At 73.1% G+C, this 15,790-nt stretch carries 16 protein-coding genes and 1 tRNA gene; 7 read left to right on the forward strand and 10 right to left on the reverse strand.

Annotated features, from left to right (window positions below):
• Nucleotides 1-4 precede the first annotated feature (4 nt).
• Nucleotides 5-1,657, reverse strand: a complete 1,653-nt coding sequence (argS, locus tag BJ983_RS14950) for an arginine--tRNA ligase (protein WP_179794509.1) — start codon at nucleotides 1,655-1,657, stop codon at nucleotides 5-7.
• Between the two features lie 239 nt (nucleotides 1,658-1,896).
• On the opposite strand from argS, the gene BJ983_RS14955 reads away from it, so the two are divergent.
• From BJ983_RS14955 to BJ983_RS14970, 4 genes are all read left to right on the forward strand, one after another.
• Nucleotides 1,897-2,592 (forward strand): thioredoxin-like domain-containing protein, encoded by a 696-nt coding sequence (locus BJ983_RS14955; protein WP_179797843.1) that lies wholly within the window; start codon nucleotides 1,897-1,899, stop codon nucleotides 2,590-2,592.
• Entirely contained in the window at nucleotides 2,589-3,293 is a 705-nt protein-coding gene (locus BJ983_RS14960) for a DUF305 domain-containing protein (protein ID WP_179794510.1), read from the forward strand. Before BJ983_RS14955 ends, BJ983_RS14960 begins: the two co-directional genes overlap by 4 nt.
• A gap of 34 nt (nucleotides 3,294-3,327) precedes the next feature.
• Nucleotides 3,328-3,399, forward strand: a tRNA-Arg gene (locus tag BJ983_RS14965).
• Between the two features lie 29 nt (nucleotides 3,400-3,428).
• Complete coding sequence (locus BJ983_RS14970; RefSeq protein WP_179794511.1) at nucleotides 3,429-4,769, forward strand: glycosyltransferase; 1,341 nt, start codon at nucleotides 3,429-3,431, stop codon at nucleotides 4,767-4,769.
• Between the two features lie 65 nt (nucleotides 4,770-4,834).
• Here BJ983_RS14970 and BJ983_RS14975 read toward each other — a convergent pair whose 3' ends face one another.
• Both BJ983_RS14975 and BJ983_RS14980 read right to left on the reverse strand, forming a co-directional pair.
• Nucleotides 4,835-5,269: a PPOX class F420-dependent oxidoreductase gene (locus BJ983_RS14975; protein WP_179794512.1), complete on the reverse strand. Its 435-nt coding sequence runs from the start codon at nucleotides 5,267-5,269 to the stop codon at nucleotides 4,835-4,837.
• A gap of 30 nt (nucleotides 5,270-5,299) precedes the next feature.
• Complete coding sequence (locus tag BJ983_RS14980) at nucleotides 5,300-6,268, reverse strand: alpha/beta fold hydrolase (protein ID WP_179794513.1); 969 nt, start codon at nucleotides 6,266-6,268, stop codon at nucleotides 5,300-5,302.
• 61 nt (nucleotides 6,269-6,329) lie between these two features.
• Here BJ983_RS14980 and BJ983_RS14985 point away from each other — a divergent pair, with 61 nt between their 5' ends.
• Nucleotides 6,330-7,232, forward strand: coding sequence for an SAM-dependent methyltransferase (locus BJ983_RS14985; protein WP_179794514.1), 903 nt, complete (start codon nucleotides 6,330-6,332; stop codon nucleotides 7,230-7,232).
• 1 nt (nucleotide 7,233) lies between these two features.
• Here BJ983_RS14985 and BJ983_RS14990 read toward each other — a convergent pair whose 3' ends face one another.
• From BJ983_RS14990 to BJ983_RS32295, 3 genes are read right to left on the reverse strand one after another with little or no spacing between them, the layout of a single operon-like run.
• Nucleotides 7,234-7,431 (reverse strand): hypothetical protein, encoded by a 198-nt coding sequence (locus BJ983_RS14990; protein WP_179794515.1) that lies wholly within the window; start codon nucleotides 7,429-7,431, stop codon nucleotides 7,234-7,236.
• 60 nt (nucleotides 7,432-7,491) lie between these two features.
• The gene (locus tag BJ983_RS14995; protein ID WP_343054182.1) at nucleotides 7,492-8,448 is read right to left on the reverse strand and encodes a DNA polymerase domain-containing protein; all 957 of its coding nucleotides are present in this window, start codon (nucleotides 8,446-8,448) and stop codon (nucleotides 7,492-7,494) included.
• A gap of 32 nt (nucleotides 8,449-8,480) precedes the next feature.
• Complete coding sequence (locus BJ983_RS32295) at nucleotides 8,481-9,512, reverse strand: GTP-binding protein (RefSeq protein ID WP_179794517.1); 1,032 nt, start codon at nucleotides 9,510-9,512, stop codon at nucleotides 8,481-8,483.
• Nucleotides 9,513-9,538: 26 nt separating this feature from the next.
• Here BJ983_RS32295 and BJ983_RS15005 point away from each other — a divergent pair, with 26 nt between their 5' ends.
• Nucleotides 9,539-10,723 carry a CoA transferase gene (locus BJ983_RS15005; protein ID WP_179794518.1) on the forward strand — a complete coding sequence of 395 codons (1,185 nt, stop codon included), beginning with the start codon at nucleotides 9,539-9,541 and terminating at the stop codon, nucleotides 10,721-10,723.
• On the opposite strand, the gene BJ983_RS15010 is transcribed toward BJ983_RS15005, so the two are convergent.
• Together BJ983_RS15010 and BJ983_RS15015 are read right to left on the reverse strand one after the other, a co-directional pair.
• Nucleotides 10,693-12,003: an MFS transporter gene (locus BJ983_RS15010; protein WP_218890287.1), complete on the reverse strand. Its 1,311-nt coding sequence runs from the start codon at nucleotides 12,001-12,003 to the stop codon at nucleotides 10,693-10,695. The genes BJ983_RS15005 and BJ983_RS15010 overlap by 31 nt on opposite strands.
• Nucleotides 12,004-12,061: 58 nt before the next feature.
• On the reverse strand, nucleotides 12,062-12,925 hold the full coding sequence (locus BJ983_RS15015; RefSeq protein ID WP_179794520.1) for an amidohydrolase family protein: 864 nt from the start codon (nucleotides 12,923-12,925) through the stop codon (nucleotides 12,062-12,064).
• A 63-nt stretch (nucleotides 12,926-12,988) separates the two neighbouring features.
• On the opposite strand from BJ983_RS15015, the gene BJ983_RS15020 reads away from it, so the two are divergent.
• Complete coding sequence (locus BJ983_RS15020) at nucleotides 12,989-13,804, forward strand: IclR family transcriptional regulator (protein ID WP_179794521.1); 816 nt, start codon at nucleotides 12,989-12,991, stop codon at nucleotides 13,802-13,804.
• Here BJ983_RS15020 and BJ983_RS15025 read toward each other — a convergent pair whose 3' ends face one another.
• Nucleotides 13,805-13,954, reverse strand: coding sequence for a hypothetical protein (locus tag BJ983_RS15025; RefSeq protein ID WP_179794522.1), 150 nt, complete (start codon nucleotides 13,952-13,954; stop codon nucleotides 13,805-13,807).
• A gap of 126 nt (nucleotides 13,955-14,080) precedes the next feature.
• A complete protein-coding gene (locus BJ983_RS15030) occupies nucleotides 14,081-15,760 on the reverse strand; it encodes a P-loop domain-containing protein (protein WP_179794523.1) in 1,680 nt (559 codons plus the stop codon).
• Nucleotides 15,761-15,790 lie beyond the last annotated feature (30 nt).

Here is a 15,790-nt window from a genome sequence, read left to right on the forward strand (position 1 = left end):
CAGGTCACATCCGTTCCGGGGCGGAGACACCGAGCAAGCCGAGGCCGGACGCGAGCACCGTGCGGGCCGCCTCGCACAGGCCCAGCCGGGCCGTGTGCAGCGGACCGGGCTCCTCGTCGCCCTGGGGCAGCACGCGGCAGGTGTCGTAGAAGCGGTGGTAGGCGCCCGCCAGCTCCTCGAGGAAGCGGGCGACGCGGTGCGGTTCACGCAGCGCGGCCGCGGAGGTCAGCACCCGGGGGAACTCGCCGAGGGTGCGGATCAGGTCGCCCTCGCGGGGCTCGACGAGCAGGGCGAGGTCCGGGTCCGTGCGGCTCACGCCGAGGTCCGCCGCGTTGCGCAGGAGGGCGGAGAGCCGGGCGTGGGCGTACTGCACGTAGAACACGGGGTTCTCGTTGGTGCGCCGACTGATCAGGTCCAGGTCGATGTCGAGCACCTGGTCCACGCTCGAGCGGGTCAGCGTGTAGCGGGCGGCGTCCACGCCGACCGCGTCGACGAGGTCCTCGAGCGTGATGATCGTGCCCGCACGCTTCGACATCTTCACCGGCTCGCCGTCGCGCAGCAGGTTCACCAGCTGCCCGATGAGCACCTCGACCCGCGCCGGGTCGTCGCCGAACGCGGCCGCCACCGCCTTGAGCCGGTGGATGTAGCCGTGATGGTCGGCGCCGAGCATGTAGATCGCCAGGTCGGCGCCGCGCGCCCGCTTGTCGCGGTAGTAGGCGATGTCGCCCGCGATGTAGGCGGGCCGGCCGTCGGACTTGATGACGACCCGGTCCTTGTCGTCGCCGTGCTCGGTGGAGCGCAGCCACCAGGCGCCGTCGGCGAAGTAGAGCGCGTCGTCGTCCTTGAGCTTCTGCACCGAGTCCTCGACCGCCCCGGAGGCGTGCAGCGCCGCCTCGGAGGACCAGACGTCGAAGTGCGTGCCGAAGGACTCCAGCGACGTGCGCATCTCGTCGAGCATCACCGCGACGCCGAGCCGCTTGAACGCCTGCAGCTGCTGGTCCTCCGGCTGCTCCAGCAGCCCGGGCTCGGTCTCGACGACCCGCCCCGCCACCTCCGCGACGTAGGCGCCGCCGTACCCGTTCTCCGGGACGGGGCGGCCCTGGGCCGCGGCGATGAGCGACTCGGCGAACCGGTCGATCTGCGCGCCGGCGTCGTTGACGTAGTACTCCCGCGTCACGGCCGCGCCCTGGGCCTCCAGCACCCGCCCGAGCGCGTCGCCCACCGCGGCCCAGCGCGTCCCGCCCAGGTGGATCGGGCCCGTCGGGTTCGCGGAGACGAACTCGAGGTTGATCGCCTGCCCGGTCAGCGCGTCGCCGTGGCCGTAGCCGGCGCCCCGCTCCAGGATCTCCGCGACGATGCCCGCCTGCGCGTCGGCCGCCAGGCGCAGGTTGAGGAAGCCGGGCCCGGCGACCTCCGCGGCCGCGACACCGTCGGTCCCCTCGAGCTTCTCGGCCAGCCAGCCGGCGAGGTCGGCGGGCTTCACGCCGGCCTTCTTCGCGCTGCGCATCGCGAGGTTGGTGGCGTAGTCGCCGTGCTCGGGGTTGCGCGGGCGCTCGATGGTGACCTCGTCGGGGAGCGCCGAGGTGTCCAGGCCGCGCTCGGTCAGCACGTCGACGGCGACGGCGTGCAGGAGATCGGCGAGCGCAGCGGGGGTCACGTGGACCGAGTCTAGGGAGGAGGACCGACGGCGGGGTCCGGGCAGGGGTCGATCACCCCGGGTAGGGGGAACTCACAGACAGCTCATCCCTAGAATCGGATGACATGGCGAGTGGACGTTCCGCGGGGACCCCTCAGCGTGGCAAGGGCGGTCGTCCGCCGCAACGGGGCAGGAACCCGGTGGCGGGGGCCCGGAAGCGGACCACCTCGGCGGGCCGTGCGGCGCCGAAGAACCGCCAGGTGCCCTGGCTGCTGATCGGGGCCGTGGTCGTCGTCCTCGCCCTGATCGGCGGCATCGGCTTCTTCCTGTTCGACCGGTCCTCGCAGATCAGCCCGTGGCGGCCGAGCGACTCGAACCGTGATCCGTCGCTGGCCATCCCGGGGATCGTCACCCAGGCCTACGAGGGCAGCCACCACGTCACGCCGCAGCAGCGTGTCGCCTACGACCGGTTCCCGGCCTTCGGCGGCCCGCACGACGGCTACTGGGCGGCGTGCAACGGCCAGGTCTATCCGCAGCCGGTCCGCAACGAGAACATGGTCCACTCGCTGGAGCACGGCGCCGTGTGGATCGCCTACGACCCGACGCGCGTCACCGGGGCCGCCCTCGACACCCTGTCCGCGAAGGTGCAGGGGCAGAACCAGATGATGATGTCGCCCTACCCGGGCCTCGACCAGCCGATCTCGCTGCAGTCGTGGGGGCACCAGCTCAAGGTGTCCGACCCGACCGACCCGCGGATCGACCAGTTCATCACCTCGCTCAAGGGCAACCCCTACGGCGTGTACCCCGAGGTCGGCGCGAGCTGCGACGCCCTCGGCCCGGGCGCCTTCGACCCGGCGAACCCGCCCCCGTTCGACCCGCCGCCGTACCCGCGCGACGCGCTCCCGATGGACTACAAGGGCACCTCGGGCGCCGGCGGCATGGGTGGTACCGGATGACCGCCTCCTCCGTGACCTCCCCGCCCGAACCACCCGACGTCGACGACGGGTACGACGACGACGGCGGGGGTTGGTGGTCGGACTCCCCCGGCTGGGCCAAGGGCGTGCTCGCCGTCGGCCTCGTGCTGATCCTGCTGCTGGCCGGCGGGCTCGTGGGCGCGCTCGTCGGGCAGCGCACCACGACGACCTACGGCCCCGCCGCGGGTTCGGTCGACGTCGGGTTCCTGCAGGACATGAGCGTCCACCACCGTCAGGCGATCCAGATGGCGGTGTGGGAGCGGTCGAACACGACCGACCCGGCGCTGCGCCAGATGGCGTTCGACATCGAGTCCTCGCAGACCCAGCAGCTCGGCATGATGCAGGGCTGGCTGCAGCTCTGGGACCGGCCGACCGAGACCGCGCCCGGGCAGTACATGGCGTGGATGGGCATGCCGATGACCTCGATGCCGGGCATGGCCTCGGAGGCGGACCTGCAGCGGTTCCGGTCGACGACCGGCCGGGCGCTCGACGTCGAGTTCCTGCAGCTCATGCTGCGCCACCACCGGGGCGGGCTCTCGATGATGGAGACGGCCGCCGCACAGGCGTCGGTGTCCCCGGTGCGCGCCCTCTCCTCCTCGATGGTGACCACCCAGACCGCCGAGGCGCAGACGATGACGCAGATGCTCGCGGAGCGTGGGGCGGCACCCCTGCCGATGAACTAGACCGCGGGCATGCAGTAGGCTCGTCCGCGGTACCGCCCCCGTAGCTCAGGGGATAGAGCGCCGCCCTCCGGAGGCGGAAGCGCAGGTTCGAATCCTGCCGGGGGCACCCATTCGGACCTTCTCTACGATCGCTCCATGGGCGACCGGTTGATCTTCCAGCTCGGGACCAACAACTGGCAGCGCGGCGGTGAGTTCGCCCCCGGGTCCGGAATCCTCCACGAGGCGCACCACCGGGCGTACAACGAGATCGAGGGCGTCCGCGCCTATTCGATGTACCCCTCGCGCGTGCAGCGGTTCCGCGAGGAGGACGTGCGAGTCTTCGAACTCGACCACGACATCCCGATCTGCGAGTCGGTCTCCCCCGTCTCCAGCTACCGCTGGCACGCGATGGGCCCCGACGAGGTCGACGCGTACCGCGCCCGGCTGACCCGCGAGGTCACGGCGTTCATGGACGAGGTCGAGGCCTCGACCGGCGACGAGTTCACGCTCGCGATCGCCCACCACGCGTTCATGAACCCCGTCGTCATGCGCGACGTCATCGCCGCGCGCGTCGAGGCGGGGAAGCCGCGCATCCCGCTGGTGTGCTTCGTCCACGGCACCGAACTCAAGATGTTCCACAAGGAGCAGGCCGGGACGGAGCCCGAGGAGTTCCCGTGGCGCTTCCTGCCGTTCATGCAGGAGGAGCACATCTTCGCGGCGGGAGACGCAGCGCAGCGGAGCTCGACCCCATGGGTGGGCGTGGACGTCGTCGCCTCGATCTCCTCGGAGCAGATCGAGGCCTTCACCGAGGTGTTCCCGGAGTTCCCGCGCGACCGCGTCGTGCTCTCGCACAACGGCTACAACGACCTCGTCTTCCGCGAGTCCGACACCGACCCGGCCACCGCACTCGCCGGCCTCGCCGACGACGTGCCGGAGTTCGACGCGGTGGTGGCCTTCTGCGGCAAGTTCGCCGACTGGAAGCGCCTCGATGCCCTGCTGCGCGCGGCCGCGCAGTACGAGCAGGAGGAGCGCCGCATCGTCACGGTCGTCGCCGGCGGTGGACCGGAGGCGCAGCAGCAGGCGATGCGTGACCTCGTCGCCGAGCTCGGGCTGGCGCGGGTCGTGTTCCTCGGCCCGCGCCAGCAGGAGGACCTGGCGACGATGTTCGCCGCCGCCGACGTCGGCGTGTTCCCCTCCTGGCGCGAGCCGTTCGGTCTCGTGTTCCTCGAGTGCATGGCGTGCGGCACCCCGGTGATCGGCGCCGACTCCGGGGGGCCGCGCGACTTCGTCACCCCCGAGGTCGGCGTCCTGGTCCCGGAGACCGACGACCGGCAGGCCCTCGCCGACTCCCTCGTCGCCGCCATCGACCGAGCGCTGGACGAGGACTGGAAGCAGACGTTGGGCCCCGGCGCCGCCGAGTACGCCCGCGAGAAGTTCAGCGTCGTCCGTCAGGTCACCGACCTGCTCGCGGAGGTGGACCGGCTGACCGGGACCTGATCGTGAGGGGAGGATCCGAGCGCTCTCGTGGTGCGAGGGTTCCCCTCACGACGGGTGGAGACGGGTCAGTCGCTCGTGTCGACGTTCTGGTCGACGATCGTCTGACGCTCGGGGGTGATCCAGAGGATCACGCGCTCGGACTTGATCGCCTCGGGCGGGTAGTCGCCGCCGGTGTACTTCTGGGCGACCTCGTCGATGTGCTTGCGGGCCTCGTCGCCGGTAGTGAAGTCGTTGACCTCGCCACGGACCTCGGCGTAGCGGTAGGGGTCGTTCTCGTCACGGATGAGGACGGTGATCCGCGGGTCGCGCTGCAGGTTCTGGTACCGCTTGCGGTGGGTCTCGGTGTTGAGGACCAGTCGGCCGTCCTTGATGCCGACCCACAGGATCTGCGTCTGGATCAGACCGCTCGGCAGGATCGTCGAGACCGACGCGAAGTTGGCGCCGGACGCGAGCTCCTCGGTCATCGGGTGCAGGTCGGGACCATTGCGGGTGTCAGCCATGCGGTCCGGGTGCCCACCGACGCGGGTGATTCACCCGAGCCGTTCGAGCAGTGGTGCGATCGCGGCCGTGAATCGCTCGGGTTCGCCGAGCAGGGCCAGGTGGCGGGCACCGGGCAGCCCGGTGACCAGGGGCGTGCGCACCCGCTGCGCCATCGCCGCGGCGTCGTCGGCGTCGAAGCTCGTGTCGAGTTCCGAGTACACGATCGCCACCGGCACCCGGATCCGGCGCTCCTCGTCGTCGGTGAGCCCGATGAGCGGTTGCCGCGCGATCGCGAGCAGCGAGGTGACCCCGCCCGGCGTCAGGAAGGGGGCGCGCCAGCGGTCGATCGCGGCGTCGTCGACCGGGCAGCCCGGCCCGCACTGGCTCTCGACGAGGCTGCGGACCGGCCCGCGGTGCCGCACGATCGCGGTGACGACGGCGGGTCCGACGGGTGGGAGCGTCAGGACCGTTCGCAGGCCTCCCCCGCCGCCCGCGCTGCTGCGGTCGGCCCCGAAGTAGGGCGTCCCGTCGCCGTTCGCGGCGATGACCCCGGTGACCGCCGTAGGGTCGCGCAGCGCCAGCGAGAGGGCTATCGCGGCGCCGAGGGAGTGGCCGAGGACGACCGGGCGCGTCAGGTGCAGGGCACCGATGACACCCGCGAGCTGGTCGGTGTCGGCGGCGAGCGTGTACGGCGGGACGTGGGCGGTGAAGCCGTAGCCCCGCACGTCGTAGGCGTAGACGTCACGGTCGGCCGCGAGGCGCGGTGCGAGGCGGGAGAAGACGGAGGTCGACTCCGCGAAGCCCGGCACCAGCACGAGGGGTGGTCGGCCCGACGGCCGCAGTGCCGGCCAGTGCTCGACGTGGGTGGGGACGCCGACCGCGTCGACGGTGGTCCCGGGGTCGTCGACGGTGACCCGGACGGGCGCCAGGTCGTCCCACGCGAGGTAGAGGGCGGACCCCGCGAGGACCACGACGACGAGCGCCGCCAGGACGATCCCCGCCCGCCGCAGCCACCGCACCGGGCCACTCTGTCAGGGCCGGTGCTCGTTAGGCTGCACAAGTACCGGGTATCCGGCGATCATGCGGACCGCGAACGACCGGTGGGACATCGTCTCGAGCGTGGGCTGGACCGCCCTCATGGTGGCGGCCGGACGAGCCGTCGAGAGTCACCGCCCGGACCCTCTCGTCGATGACCCCTACGCCGAGCTGTTCGTGCAGCGGGCGGACACCGCGCAGCCGGTGCCGACCCGGCCCGACCAGCCCTGGCCGGATCCCGAGCGCGTCGACGGGGAGACGACCCCCGTCGACGAGTTCTGGTCGCTCATGACCACCTACCAGGGCCTGCGCTCGCGGTTCTTCGACCGGGCCCTGCTCGACGCCGGGGTCGACCAGGTCGTCCTCCTCGCCGCCGGACTCGACGCACGGGCGTACCGCCTGGACTGGCCCGCCGGCACCACCGTCTTCGAGGTCGACCAGGAGCAGGTCCTCGCGTTCAAGGACGAGGTCCTGACGGCGGCGGGAGCGCAGGAGCGCTGTCGCCGCGTGCCGGTGCCCGTCGACCTGCGTGACGACTGGGTGGGCGCGCTGCGGAGCGCGGGCTTCGACCCCGGTCGCCCGTCGGCCTTCCTCGCGGAGGGGCTGCTGCCGTTCCTGCCCGCGGACGCCGAGGCCGACCTCCTGCGGGTGGTCGGCACCGTGACCGCACCGGGGAGCACCTTCGTCGTCGAGAACTTCGCGAGCGCGTTCGCGCAGCTCCAGCAGGACCCGGCCCTGCCCCGGTTCGGGCGGCCCTTCGGGGTCGAGATGACCGGACTGGTCGACCTGGGCGAACAGCGCCCGCACCCGGCGGACGAGCTCCGGCGCGACGGGTGGGACGCCCGGGTGACCCGGACGCTGGACGTCGCCGCGCAGTGGGGTCGCCCGCTCCCGACGATGTCGACGGGGACCACCCTGGACAACGACTTCGTCGTGGCCCGTCGCTGAGCTACCCGACCTTCGGCAGGTCCTTCTGCAGGTCGACGAGACGGTCGACCGACTCGCGGACCGCGCGCAGCTCGGTGACGACCGCGTCGAGCTGCGTCACGTTGGTGACCTTGAGTTCCGCGAGCACCCGCTCGAGCAGGGCGTTGGTGACGGTGAGCGCGTCCTTGACGGGTCCGATCCCGGCGATGTCTCCGAGCACGGTTCCTCCTGGGTCCGACGTTGTTGTCGGTACCGACGGTACCTGATACTCCGGGTTCCGTCAGCCCTCGCCCCGCTCGGCCGCCCGCTTCCGGCGCTTGCCCTCGTGCATCGCCGCGACCCGGGCGACCGGGATGGTGTGGCCCTCGTCGACGAGGTCCTGCGGGATCGCGCGGGCCTCGCCGAGCCGTTCGGTCCAGGTGAGCCCCTCGAGGAACCGCTCGGGTGTGCTCACCGTGATCTCGCGCGGGACGACGTCGTCGAGGTCGTCCCAGTCGACCGGACAGCTCACCGGCAGGCCCGGTCGCACGCGCGGGCTGTAGGCGGCGACGACCGTGGCTCCCCCGGCGCGCGTGGCGTCGAGGAACACCTTGCCGCCACGGTCGGCCCGGATGAACGCGGACGTCGTGGTGTCGGGCTCGAGCCGTTCGGCGCGGGCGGCGACGGCCCGGGTCGCCGCGTGGACGTCCTCCATCGCGGCGGGCCGGATCGGGGTCACCACGTGCAGTCCCTTCGCCCCCGACGTCTTGACGGCGGGCTCGAACCCGGCCTCCTGCAGCACGCGGCGGACGGCGCGGGCGGCCGTGACGACGGGCGCGAGGTCGGCGCCCTCCGGCGGGTCGAGGTCGATGACGAGGTGCGTCGGCGTGCCCGGCTCGTCCGCCGTGGTGAGCGGGACGTGGTACTCGATCGCCCGCTGGTTGCCGAACCACAGAAGGGTCGCCCGGTCCTCCGCGAGCGCGTAGTGCACGTCGCGCTGCGAGCTCTCCGACCAGAACGTGACGGACCGGATCCAGTCCGGCGCGCCCTTGGGCAGGTTCTTCTGCATGAACCGCTGGTCGCCCCGGGCGCGCACGACCGACAGCGGCCGGTTCGTCAGCAGCGGCAGCATCCGCTCCGCCACGGCGTCGAGGTGGTCGACGAGCTGCCGCTTCGTCGTCGGGTCGTCCGCGAGCAGCGCCTGGTCGAGATGGGTCAGCCCGACGCCGTCGCGCGTCTCGTCCGGTTCGCTCGCCACCTCGGAGACGGTGGACGGCGGGGCGGAGCGGGTCAAGCCGAGGTCAGGTCGATCCGGTAGCGGGTCAGGGCGAGGGCCGCGTGCTCGGACGGCGCCGGCTCGTCCTCGCGCACCGCGCAGTCCTCGAGCGCGGCCCGCAGGGCGGGCTCGTCGAGGTCGGTGCCGATGAGCACCAGCCGGGCGCCGCGGGTGGTCAGGCGGCCGGGAGCGGGGCGCACGCGGATCGCGGTGCCGACGGTCTGCACCTCCCAGACGTCGGGGGTCTCGATGAGAACGCCACCCCCGCGCTCCTCGTCCTCCCCCGTCGCTCCGCTCGCCCCGACGGGAAGGCGCACGATGCCCTTCATCCGCACGACGCCTGCCGGGCCCGACTCGAGGAACGCGGCGAGCCGGCCGGCGTCCAGCGGGCGCTCCGACGCGAAGGACACGCTGGAGGCGGCCACGTGCGGGTGCTCGCCGTCGGCCTCGCGGAGCAGCGCGTCGAGGGTGAGCTGCGCGGGCTGGGGGCGGCGGACCGGGTCGACGAGCAGCGCCGGGTCGAGCGCGCCGTGCGAGGTCCCGACGACCGCCCCGGGCGCCACCGCGCGGACGGCCTCGACGGCCGCCGGCCCGCACCGGTCCAGCCCGTTGACGACGGCGAGGTCGGCGAGGCGGGCGTGGTCGAGGTCGGGCGCGCAGGCGTCGAGCACGGCGACGAGGCCGCCGTAGACGGCGTGCGGGTCGGACGAGGCGAGCAGCAGACGCACGAGCTCGCGGGGCTCGGCGAGCCCGCTGGCCTCGACGACGACGAGGTCGAGGCCGGTCGCGGGGGCGACGAGGTCGGCCAGGACCGCAGACAGTCCGTCGGCGTCGGTGACGCAGCACAGGCAGCCGTTCGACAGCGCCGTCACCGACGACGCCTGCCCGGCGACGAGCATCGCGTCGATGCCGAGCGCGCCGAAGTCGTTGACCACGACGCCGATCCGCGTCCCGTCGGCGTGCCGCAGCAGGTGGTTGACCAGCGAGGACTTCCCGACCCCGAGGTGCCCCGCCACGAGGACCACCGGCACCGTCCGCACTGTCACGGACGCCGAGCATAGGGTCGGTGATCGTGCGCCCTCTGGAAGGCATCCGTGTCCTGGACCTGTCGAGGGTGCTCGCGGGCCCCTTCGCCACGCAGTGGCTGGGCGAGATGGGCGCCGACGTCGTCAAGGTCGAGCCGCCGAACGGCGACGACACGCGCGGGTGGGGCCCGCCGTTCCTCGGCGACGACGGGCACCGGCAGTCGCTCTACTACCTGTCGACGAACCGCAACAAGCGCGGGATCGTGCTCGACCTGTCGACCGAGCAGGGCCAGGAGGTCGCGCGCCGCCTCGCCGACCGCGCCGACGTCCTCGTCGAGAACTTCCGGCCCGGAACGCTGGAGCGCTGGGGCCTCGACTACGCGACCCTGAGCGCCCGGAACGAGCGCCTGATCCACGTCGCGATCTCCGGCTTCGGGCAGACGGGGCCGCACCGCGACAAGCCCGGCTACGACATCCTCGCCCAGGCCATGGGCGGGATCATGAGCCTCACCGGCCAGCCCGACGGCCCGCCGACCAAGATCGGGCTGCCGGTCGCGGACCTCAACGCGGGCACGTGGGCGATCGTCGGCGTGCTCATGGCCCTGCACGCCCGGCACACCACGGGCCGAGGCCAGTACCTCGACGTGTCCCTGCTCGACGCGCAGACGGTGTGGCACACCTACGCCGCGCAGGCCGTCTTCCACGACGAGAAGCGGGCGCGCCGGCTCGGCGTGGCGCACCCGACGGTCGTGCCCTACCAGCCGATGGACTGCGCCGACGGCACGCTCGTGGTCGCCGTCGGCAGCGAGCGGCTGTGGGCCCGGTTCTGCGGGGTGCTCGGGCTCGACGAGCTCGTGGCCGACCCGCGCTTCGCCGACAACGCCGCCCGTTCGACCAACCGCGACGAGCTGATGGCGCGCGTCGAGGAGGTGATGACCACCGAGCCGGTCGCGCACTGGGCGGAGCGGTTCGAGGCGGCCGGGGTGCCCTGCGGCCCGATCAACACCCTCGACGACCTGTACGCCGACCCGTGGTCGCACGAGCGCGGCCACCACGTGACGTTGGAGCAGCCCGGCGTCGGGACGTACGTGGGCACCGGGTTCCCGGTGCAGGTCGCGGGCGAGGCGGCCACCCCGCCCGCCCCGTCCGGCCCGCCCCCGACGATGGGGCAGCACACCTCCGAGGTGCTGCGCGAGCTCGGCTACACCGACGAGGAGATCGCCCGCTTCTGAAGGAGGCGGGCGGCAAGCACCGCGCCGATCCCCGACAGGACGACGATCGCGACGAGGTAGACCGACGCCCCGACCATCCCCAGCGGGCTGGCGAGCAGCAGCGTCGTCAGGATCGGGGCGAGGGCGCCACCGGTGATCGAGCCGAGCTGGTAGCCGACCGACGCTCCGCTGTAGCGGACCTCCGCCGGGTAGGCCTGCGCCGCCAATGCCCCGGACGGCCCCCACATCGGTGCCGACCCCCACCGGGCCCCGGCGATCGCGACGGCCGCGAGGACCAGCGAGGCCGAGGCGAGGAGCGGGAGGAACACTGCCATGACGACGGCCGTCGCCACGGCGCCCCCGAGGATCGTGCGCGAGAGCCCCCAGCGGTCGGCCGCGGCGGAGAACCACAGGATGATCGGCACCTCGATCACCGCGACGACGAGCACCACCGCGATGAGCCCGGTCCGGGGCATCCCGTAGGCGCTCGCGCCGTACTGGATGGAGAACGTCGCGGCCATGTACCCGACGCCGGTGATGCCGGTGAACAGCGCGATCCCGCACAGCACCTGCGGCAGGTGGTGGCGCAGCACCCCGGCGATCGGCAGCACCATCGACTGACCCGCCGAGCGCACCTCCGTGAACTCCTCGCTCTCGGTGACCTGCAGGCGCACCCACAGCCCGACGATCACGAGCAGCGCCGAGGCGAGGAACGGCACCCGCCAGCCCCAGGAGGAGAACGCCTCGGGCGACAGACCCGCCGTCAGGACGAGGAAGACCGCGTTCGAGGCGATGAGCCCGATCGGGACGCCGAGCTGCGGGAAGCTGCCGTAGAACCCCCGCTTCCCGCCGGGGGCGTGCTCGGTCGAGAGCAGCACCGCGCCGCCCCACTCACCGCCGACCGCGAAGCCCTGCACCAGCCGCAGCACGACGAGCAGCACCGGTGCAGCGACGCCGATCGTCGCGTAGGACGGGAGCAGGCCGATGAGGAACGTGGCGAGGCCCATCGTCACGAGCGTGATGACCAGCGTGTTCCGGCGCCCCACCCGGTCGCCGAGGTGGCCGAACAGCACGCCGCCGATCGGTCGGGCGATGAACCCGACCGCGAACGTGCCGAACGCGGCGAGGCTGCCGGCCAGCGGGGACGAGCCGGGGAAGAACTGCGGCGCGAACACGGTCACGGCCGCGAGCCCGTAGATGTAGAAGTCGTACCACTCGATGCTGGTGCCGACGAGGCTCGCGAGCGCGACCTTCCTCGGGCTCGATCCCGACGACGGGTGGGTGCGGGTCTGCTCGCTCACGTCCCGCACCGTCCCGGGAGGGCACGAACCGGACAAGCAGGCCACCGTCAGGCGGAAGTCAGATCCCCAGCAGCCGGCGGGCGTTGTCCTTGAGGATGCGCGGGCGCACGTCGTCCGGGACGTCCAGCGTCGCGAAGTCGCGGCGCCATCGGTCGGGCGTGAGCACCGGGTAGTCGGACCCGAACAGGACCTTGTCGGAGAGCCACCGTCCGGCCGCCCGGACGAGCTGCGGCGGGAAGTACGTCGGGGACCAGCCGGAGAGGTCGATGAACACGTTGGCCTTGTGCGTGGCGATCGAGATGGCGGCGTCCTGCCAGGGCACGCTCGGGTGGGCCATGACGATGGTGAGTTCGGCGAAGTCGGCGGCGACGTCGTCGAGCAGCATCGGGTCGGAGTAGCGCAGCTTGATCCCGCGCCCACCGGGCAGGCCTGCGCCGATCCCCGTCTGTCCGGTGTGGAACACGACCGGCACGCCGAGCTCGGTGATCGCGTCGTAGAGCGGGTAGTGGCGCCGGTCGTGCGGCTCGAAGCCCTGCAGGCTCGGGTGGAACTTGAACCCGCGCACCCCGTGGTCCGCGACGAGCGAGCGGATGCGTCGGACCGCGGCGGCGCCGCCGTGGGGGTCGACCGACCCGAACGGGATCAGCACGTCGGCGTGGGCGGCGGCGCGGTCGGCGATCTCCTCGCTGGACAGGGCGGGGTGCCCCGTCGCGCTCGTGGCGTCCACGGTGAACACGACCGCCGCGGTGTTGCGCTCGCGGTAGTACGCGGCGATGTCCTCGACCGTCGGCGTCCGGTTCTCGCCGGCCTTGAAGTAGCCGGCCGAGGCGTCGAGCAGTTCGGGGTCGAGCGAGCAGTGGCCGTGGGCGTCGGCCTCGACGTGCACGTGCACGTCGATCGCGTCCAGCGCGTCGATGTCCATGGCGTCACCGAACCATCAAGGTCCCTTGTGATCCACCTCTCCGGTGTGGTGACATCGGGAGCGATGTCCCATCGCACCGCTGCGAGCCGCGTCCTCGACGTGCTCGGCGCCTTCGGGCCCGACCACCGCGCCCTGAGCCTCTCCGAGATCGGACGCCGGGCCGGTCTGTCCCTCTCGACGACCCACCGTCTGGTGGGCGAGCTGTCGGCCTGGGGCGGGCTGGAGCGCGGCGAGGACGGCCGGTTCTCCATCGGCCTGCGCCTGCTGGAGCTCTCCGCCCTCGCACCGCGTGGTCTCGGGCTGCGCGAGATCGCGTTCCCGCACCTCGACGACCTGCACCGGGCGACGTCGGGCAACGTGCACCTCGGGGTGCTCGACGGGCACGAGGTGGTCTACGTCGAGGCCCTGCGCTCGCGGCGCAGTGCGCCGGTGTCGAGCCGGGTCGGCGACCGGTGGCCGCTGCACGCCACCGGCACGGGCACGGTGCTGCTCGCGCACGCCGACCCCGCCGACGTCGACGAGGTCCTCGCCCGCCCCCTCGGCCGCTACACGACGCGCACCCAGGTCGACCCGTGCCTGCTGCGGGTCCGCCTCGCGCAGGTGCGCCGGGACGGCGTCGCGATCCTGCGCGGCGAGCTCACCGACGGCGCCCTGGCCGTCGCGGTCCCCGTCCACGACCGGCACGGCGGCGTCGCCGCGGCCCTGAGCCTCGTCGTCCACGACGACGGGTCGGGCCCCGGCGAGCTGCCCGCCCTCCTCACCGCGGTGGCGGCGCGCATCCGCCGCGCGCTCGAGGCCGCGGGACACGGTCGTCCGACCGGACCCGTCGTCGGGAACACCCCCGTGCGTCCCGTCGAGCGCCCGCTGCGCGTCGGCTGATCAGCGCGGGACGCGGCCGTCCCGTTCCTCCGGCGAGGTGCGCGGTGCGGGGACGGGCGCGCGTCCGGCCGCCTCGACCCAGGCCGCCATCGCCGAGCGGTAGAACTCCCACCGCAGCTCGTCGTCCCTGGTGTCCGTCGTCGTGCTCACGGCCCGCCCCCTCCGCGTCCTGATCGGCCCCCCGCCGTAGCGCAGCGTTCCACACGGTTGCGCCCTACTGGTCGGTTGTCACCCGTTGAGCGCAACAGCTCTGGATCATCTACACACGGAGCGTTTCTACTGCTCCCGCTGCAGCGTCAGCACGCGGAGCGACCGCAGCCGGTTCACCGCCGCCGCCACCTCGTGCCGGCGCGGCAGGGCGAGGTCGGCCGGGTCGCGGGGACCGTCGCGCAGGGCCTCGACGCCCTCGCGGGCGATCTGCGCGTCGAGCACGTCGAGCCCTTCGGCGAGGGTGATCCCGCCGTCGAGGACGTGGTCGCCGAGCAACGCCATGGCCCGCCCGATGCCCGTCACCTGCGACCGGTCGACGACCTGCCCCACGGCCGACAGGTCGACGTCGTCCTCGCCGAAGGTCAGGGTGTCGGTGCCGCGCGCGGTGATGCGCCGCTTGCCCTGCCGGCCCGCCGGGTCCAGCGAGCCCGGATCGACCACCCGGGCGGCGACCGCCGGGAACCCGGAGTGCTCCTCGGTGCGCCCCGGGGTCGACGCGGCGATCTCGTGGGCCCGCGTGGTGACCTCGTCGGCCGCGTAGGACGACATCATGATCACCGTGTCGGCCACCCCGAGGTAGTCGCCCGACCCGCCCATCACCAGCACCGACGACACCCCGCGCTCGGCGTGCAGCGGGCGGATGCGCTCGACGAAGGGCACGAGCGGTTCGGTCGCGATGAGCTGCTGCATGCGGGCGTCGCGGATCATCATGTTGGTCGCCGACGTGTCCTCGTCGACGAGGAGCACGCCCGCCCCGGCCTCGATCGCCTCCACCATCGAGGCGGCCTGGCTCGTCGAGCCCGACGCGTTGGTGGTGCTGAAGTCGTCGGTGGGTTCTCCCGACGGCAGGTGCGAGACGAACGCCGACACGTCGCTGCGCACCACGCTGCGGCCGTCCTCGGCGCGCACCTTGACGGCGTCCACCCGTGCGACGACCCGTTCGCGACCGTCCCCCGGCCCGTGGTCGTGTACGCCGGCTTCGATCGCGCGCAGCAGCGTCGACTTGCCGTGGTACCCGCCGCCGACGATCAGGGTCACGCCCTCCGGGATCCCCATCCCGACGACGGGTCCCGCGTTCGGCGTCCCCAACGTCACCCGGAGACCCTCCGGGGCGGCGAAGGGGGTCGCGCGCTCGAGCGGCCGGTCGTCGATCCCCGAGCGGCGGGGCAGCACGGCGCCGTCGGCGACGAAGGCGACCAGTCCCCGGTCGGCGAGGGCGCCACGGAGCGCGACCGCGTCCTCGACGGTCTCGGCGAACCGCGTCGCCGCACCACGCCCGTCGTCGGGAAGAGCCTCCCAGCGCAGCCCGGCGACCGCGGCCGGCAACGTCTCCCCCAGCAACGTCGCGGCCTCCCGGCCGAGGATGCGGCGCTTCGGCCCGGGGAGCGGGGCGCCGAGCTCGACGACGACGGTGCCGTCGGGGAGCACGCGACCCGCCGTGCGGTCGAGGACCTCCTGGCCGCCCGCGTCCAGCTGCAACGGCGTGCCACGCAGCGCACGGTGGAGGCGCCGGAGCAGGAAGGTCGCGTGGGCGCGACGGCGGTCCGCCGTGGTCGTCAGGTGCTCCGGCGCGGCGTCGGGCAGCGTGATCCGGACCCGGGACGGCGGGGCGAACGGGTCGGCCTGGGTGCGGACGACCTCGAGCGTGCCGTGCGGGATCGGCCACTCGCCCACCAGCGAGCGGTAGCGGGCATAGCTCTGTCCGTCGAGGTCGCGGAGCGTGGCGGCGAGATCGCGTCGGGACACGGGCGCGAGAGTGCCCGACGTCGGGCGCGG

This window comes from Actinomycetospora corticicola, from assembly GCF_013409505.1.
In the GTDB taxonomy this organism is placed as follows: domain Bacteria; phylum Actinomycetota; class Actinomycetes; order Mycobacteriales; family Pseudonocardiaceae; genus Actinomycetospora; species Actinomycetospora corticicola.

What these genes read in the sequence shown, in the direction of transcription:
- BJ983_RS14960 (WP_179794510.1), top strand. Translation starts at nt 2,589, where the DNA reads ATGACCGCCTCCTCCGTGACCTCCCCGCCCGAACCACCCGACGTCGAC.
- BJ983_RS14970 (WP_179794511.1), top strand. Translation starts at nt 3,429, where the DNA reads ATGGGCGACCGGTTGATCTTCCAGCTCGGGACCAACAACTGGCAGCGC.
- BJ983_RS14975 (WP_179794512.1), bottom strand. Translation starts at nt 5,269, where the DNA reads ATGGCTGACACCCGCAATGGTCCCGACCTGCACCCGATGACCGAGGAG.
- BJ983_RS14985 (WP_179794514.1), top strand. Translation starts at nt 6,330, where the DNA reads ATGCGGACCGCGAACGACCGGTGGGACATCGTCTCGAGCGTGGGCTGG.
- BJ983_RS15015 (WP_179794520.1), bottom strand. Translation starts at nt 12,925, where the DNA reads ATGGACATCGACGCGCTGGACGCGATCGACGTGCACGTGCACGTCGAG.
- BJ983_RS15020 (WP_179794521.1), top strand. Translation starts at nt 12,989, where the DNA reads ATGTCCCATCGCACCGCTGCGAGCCGCGTCCTCGACGTGCTCGGCGCC.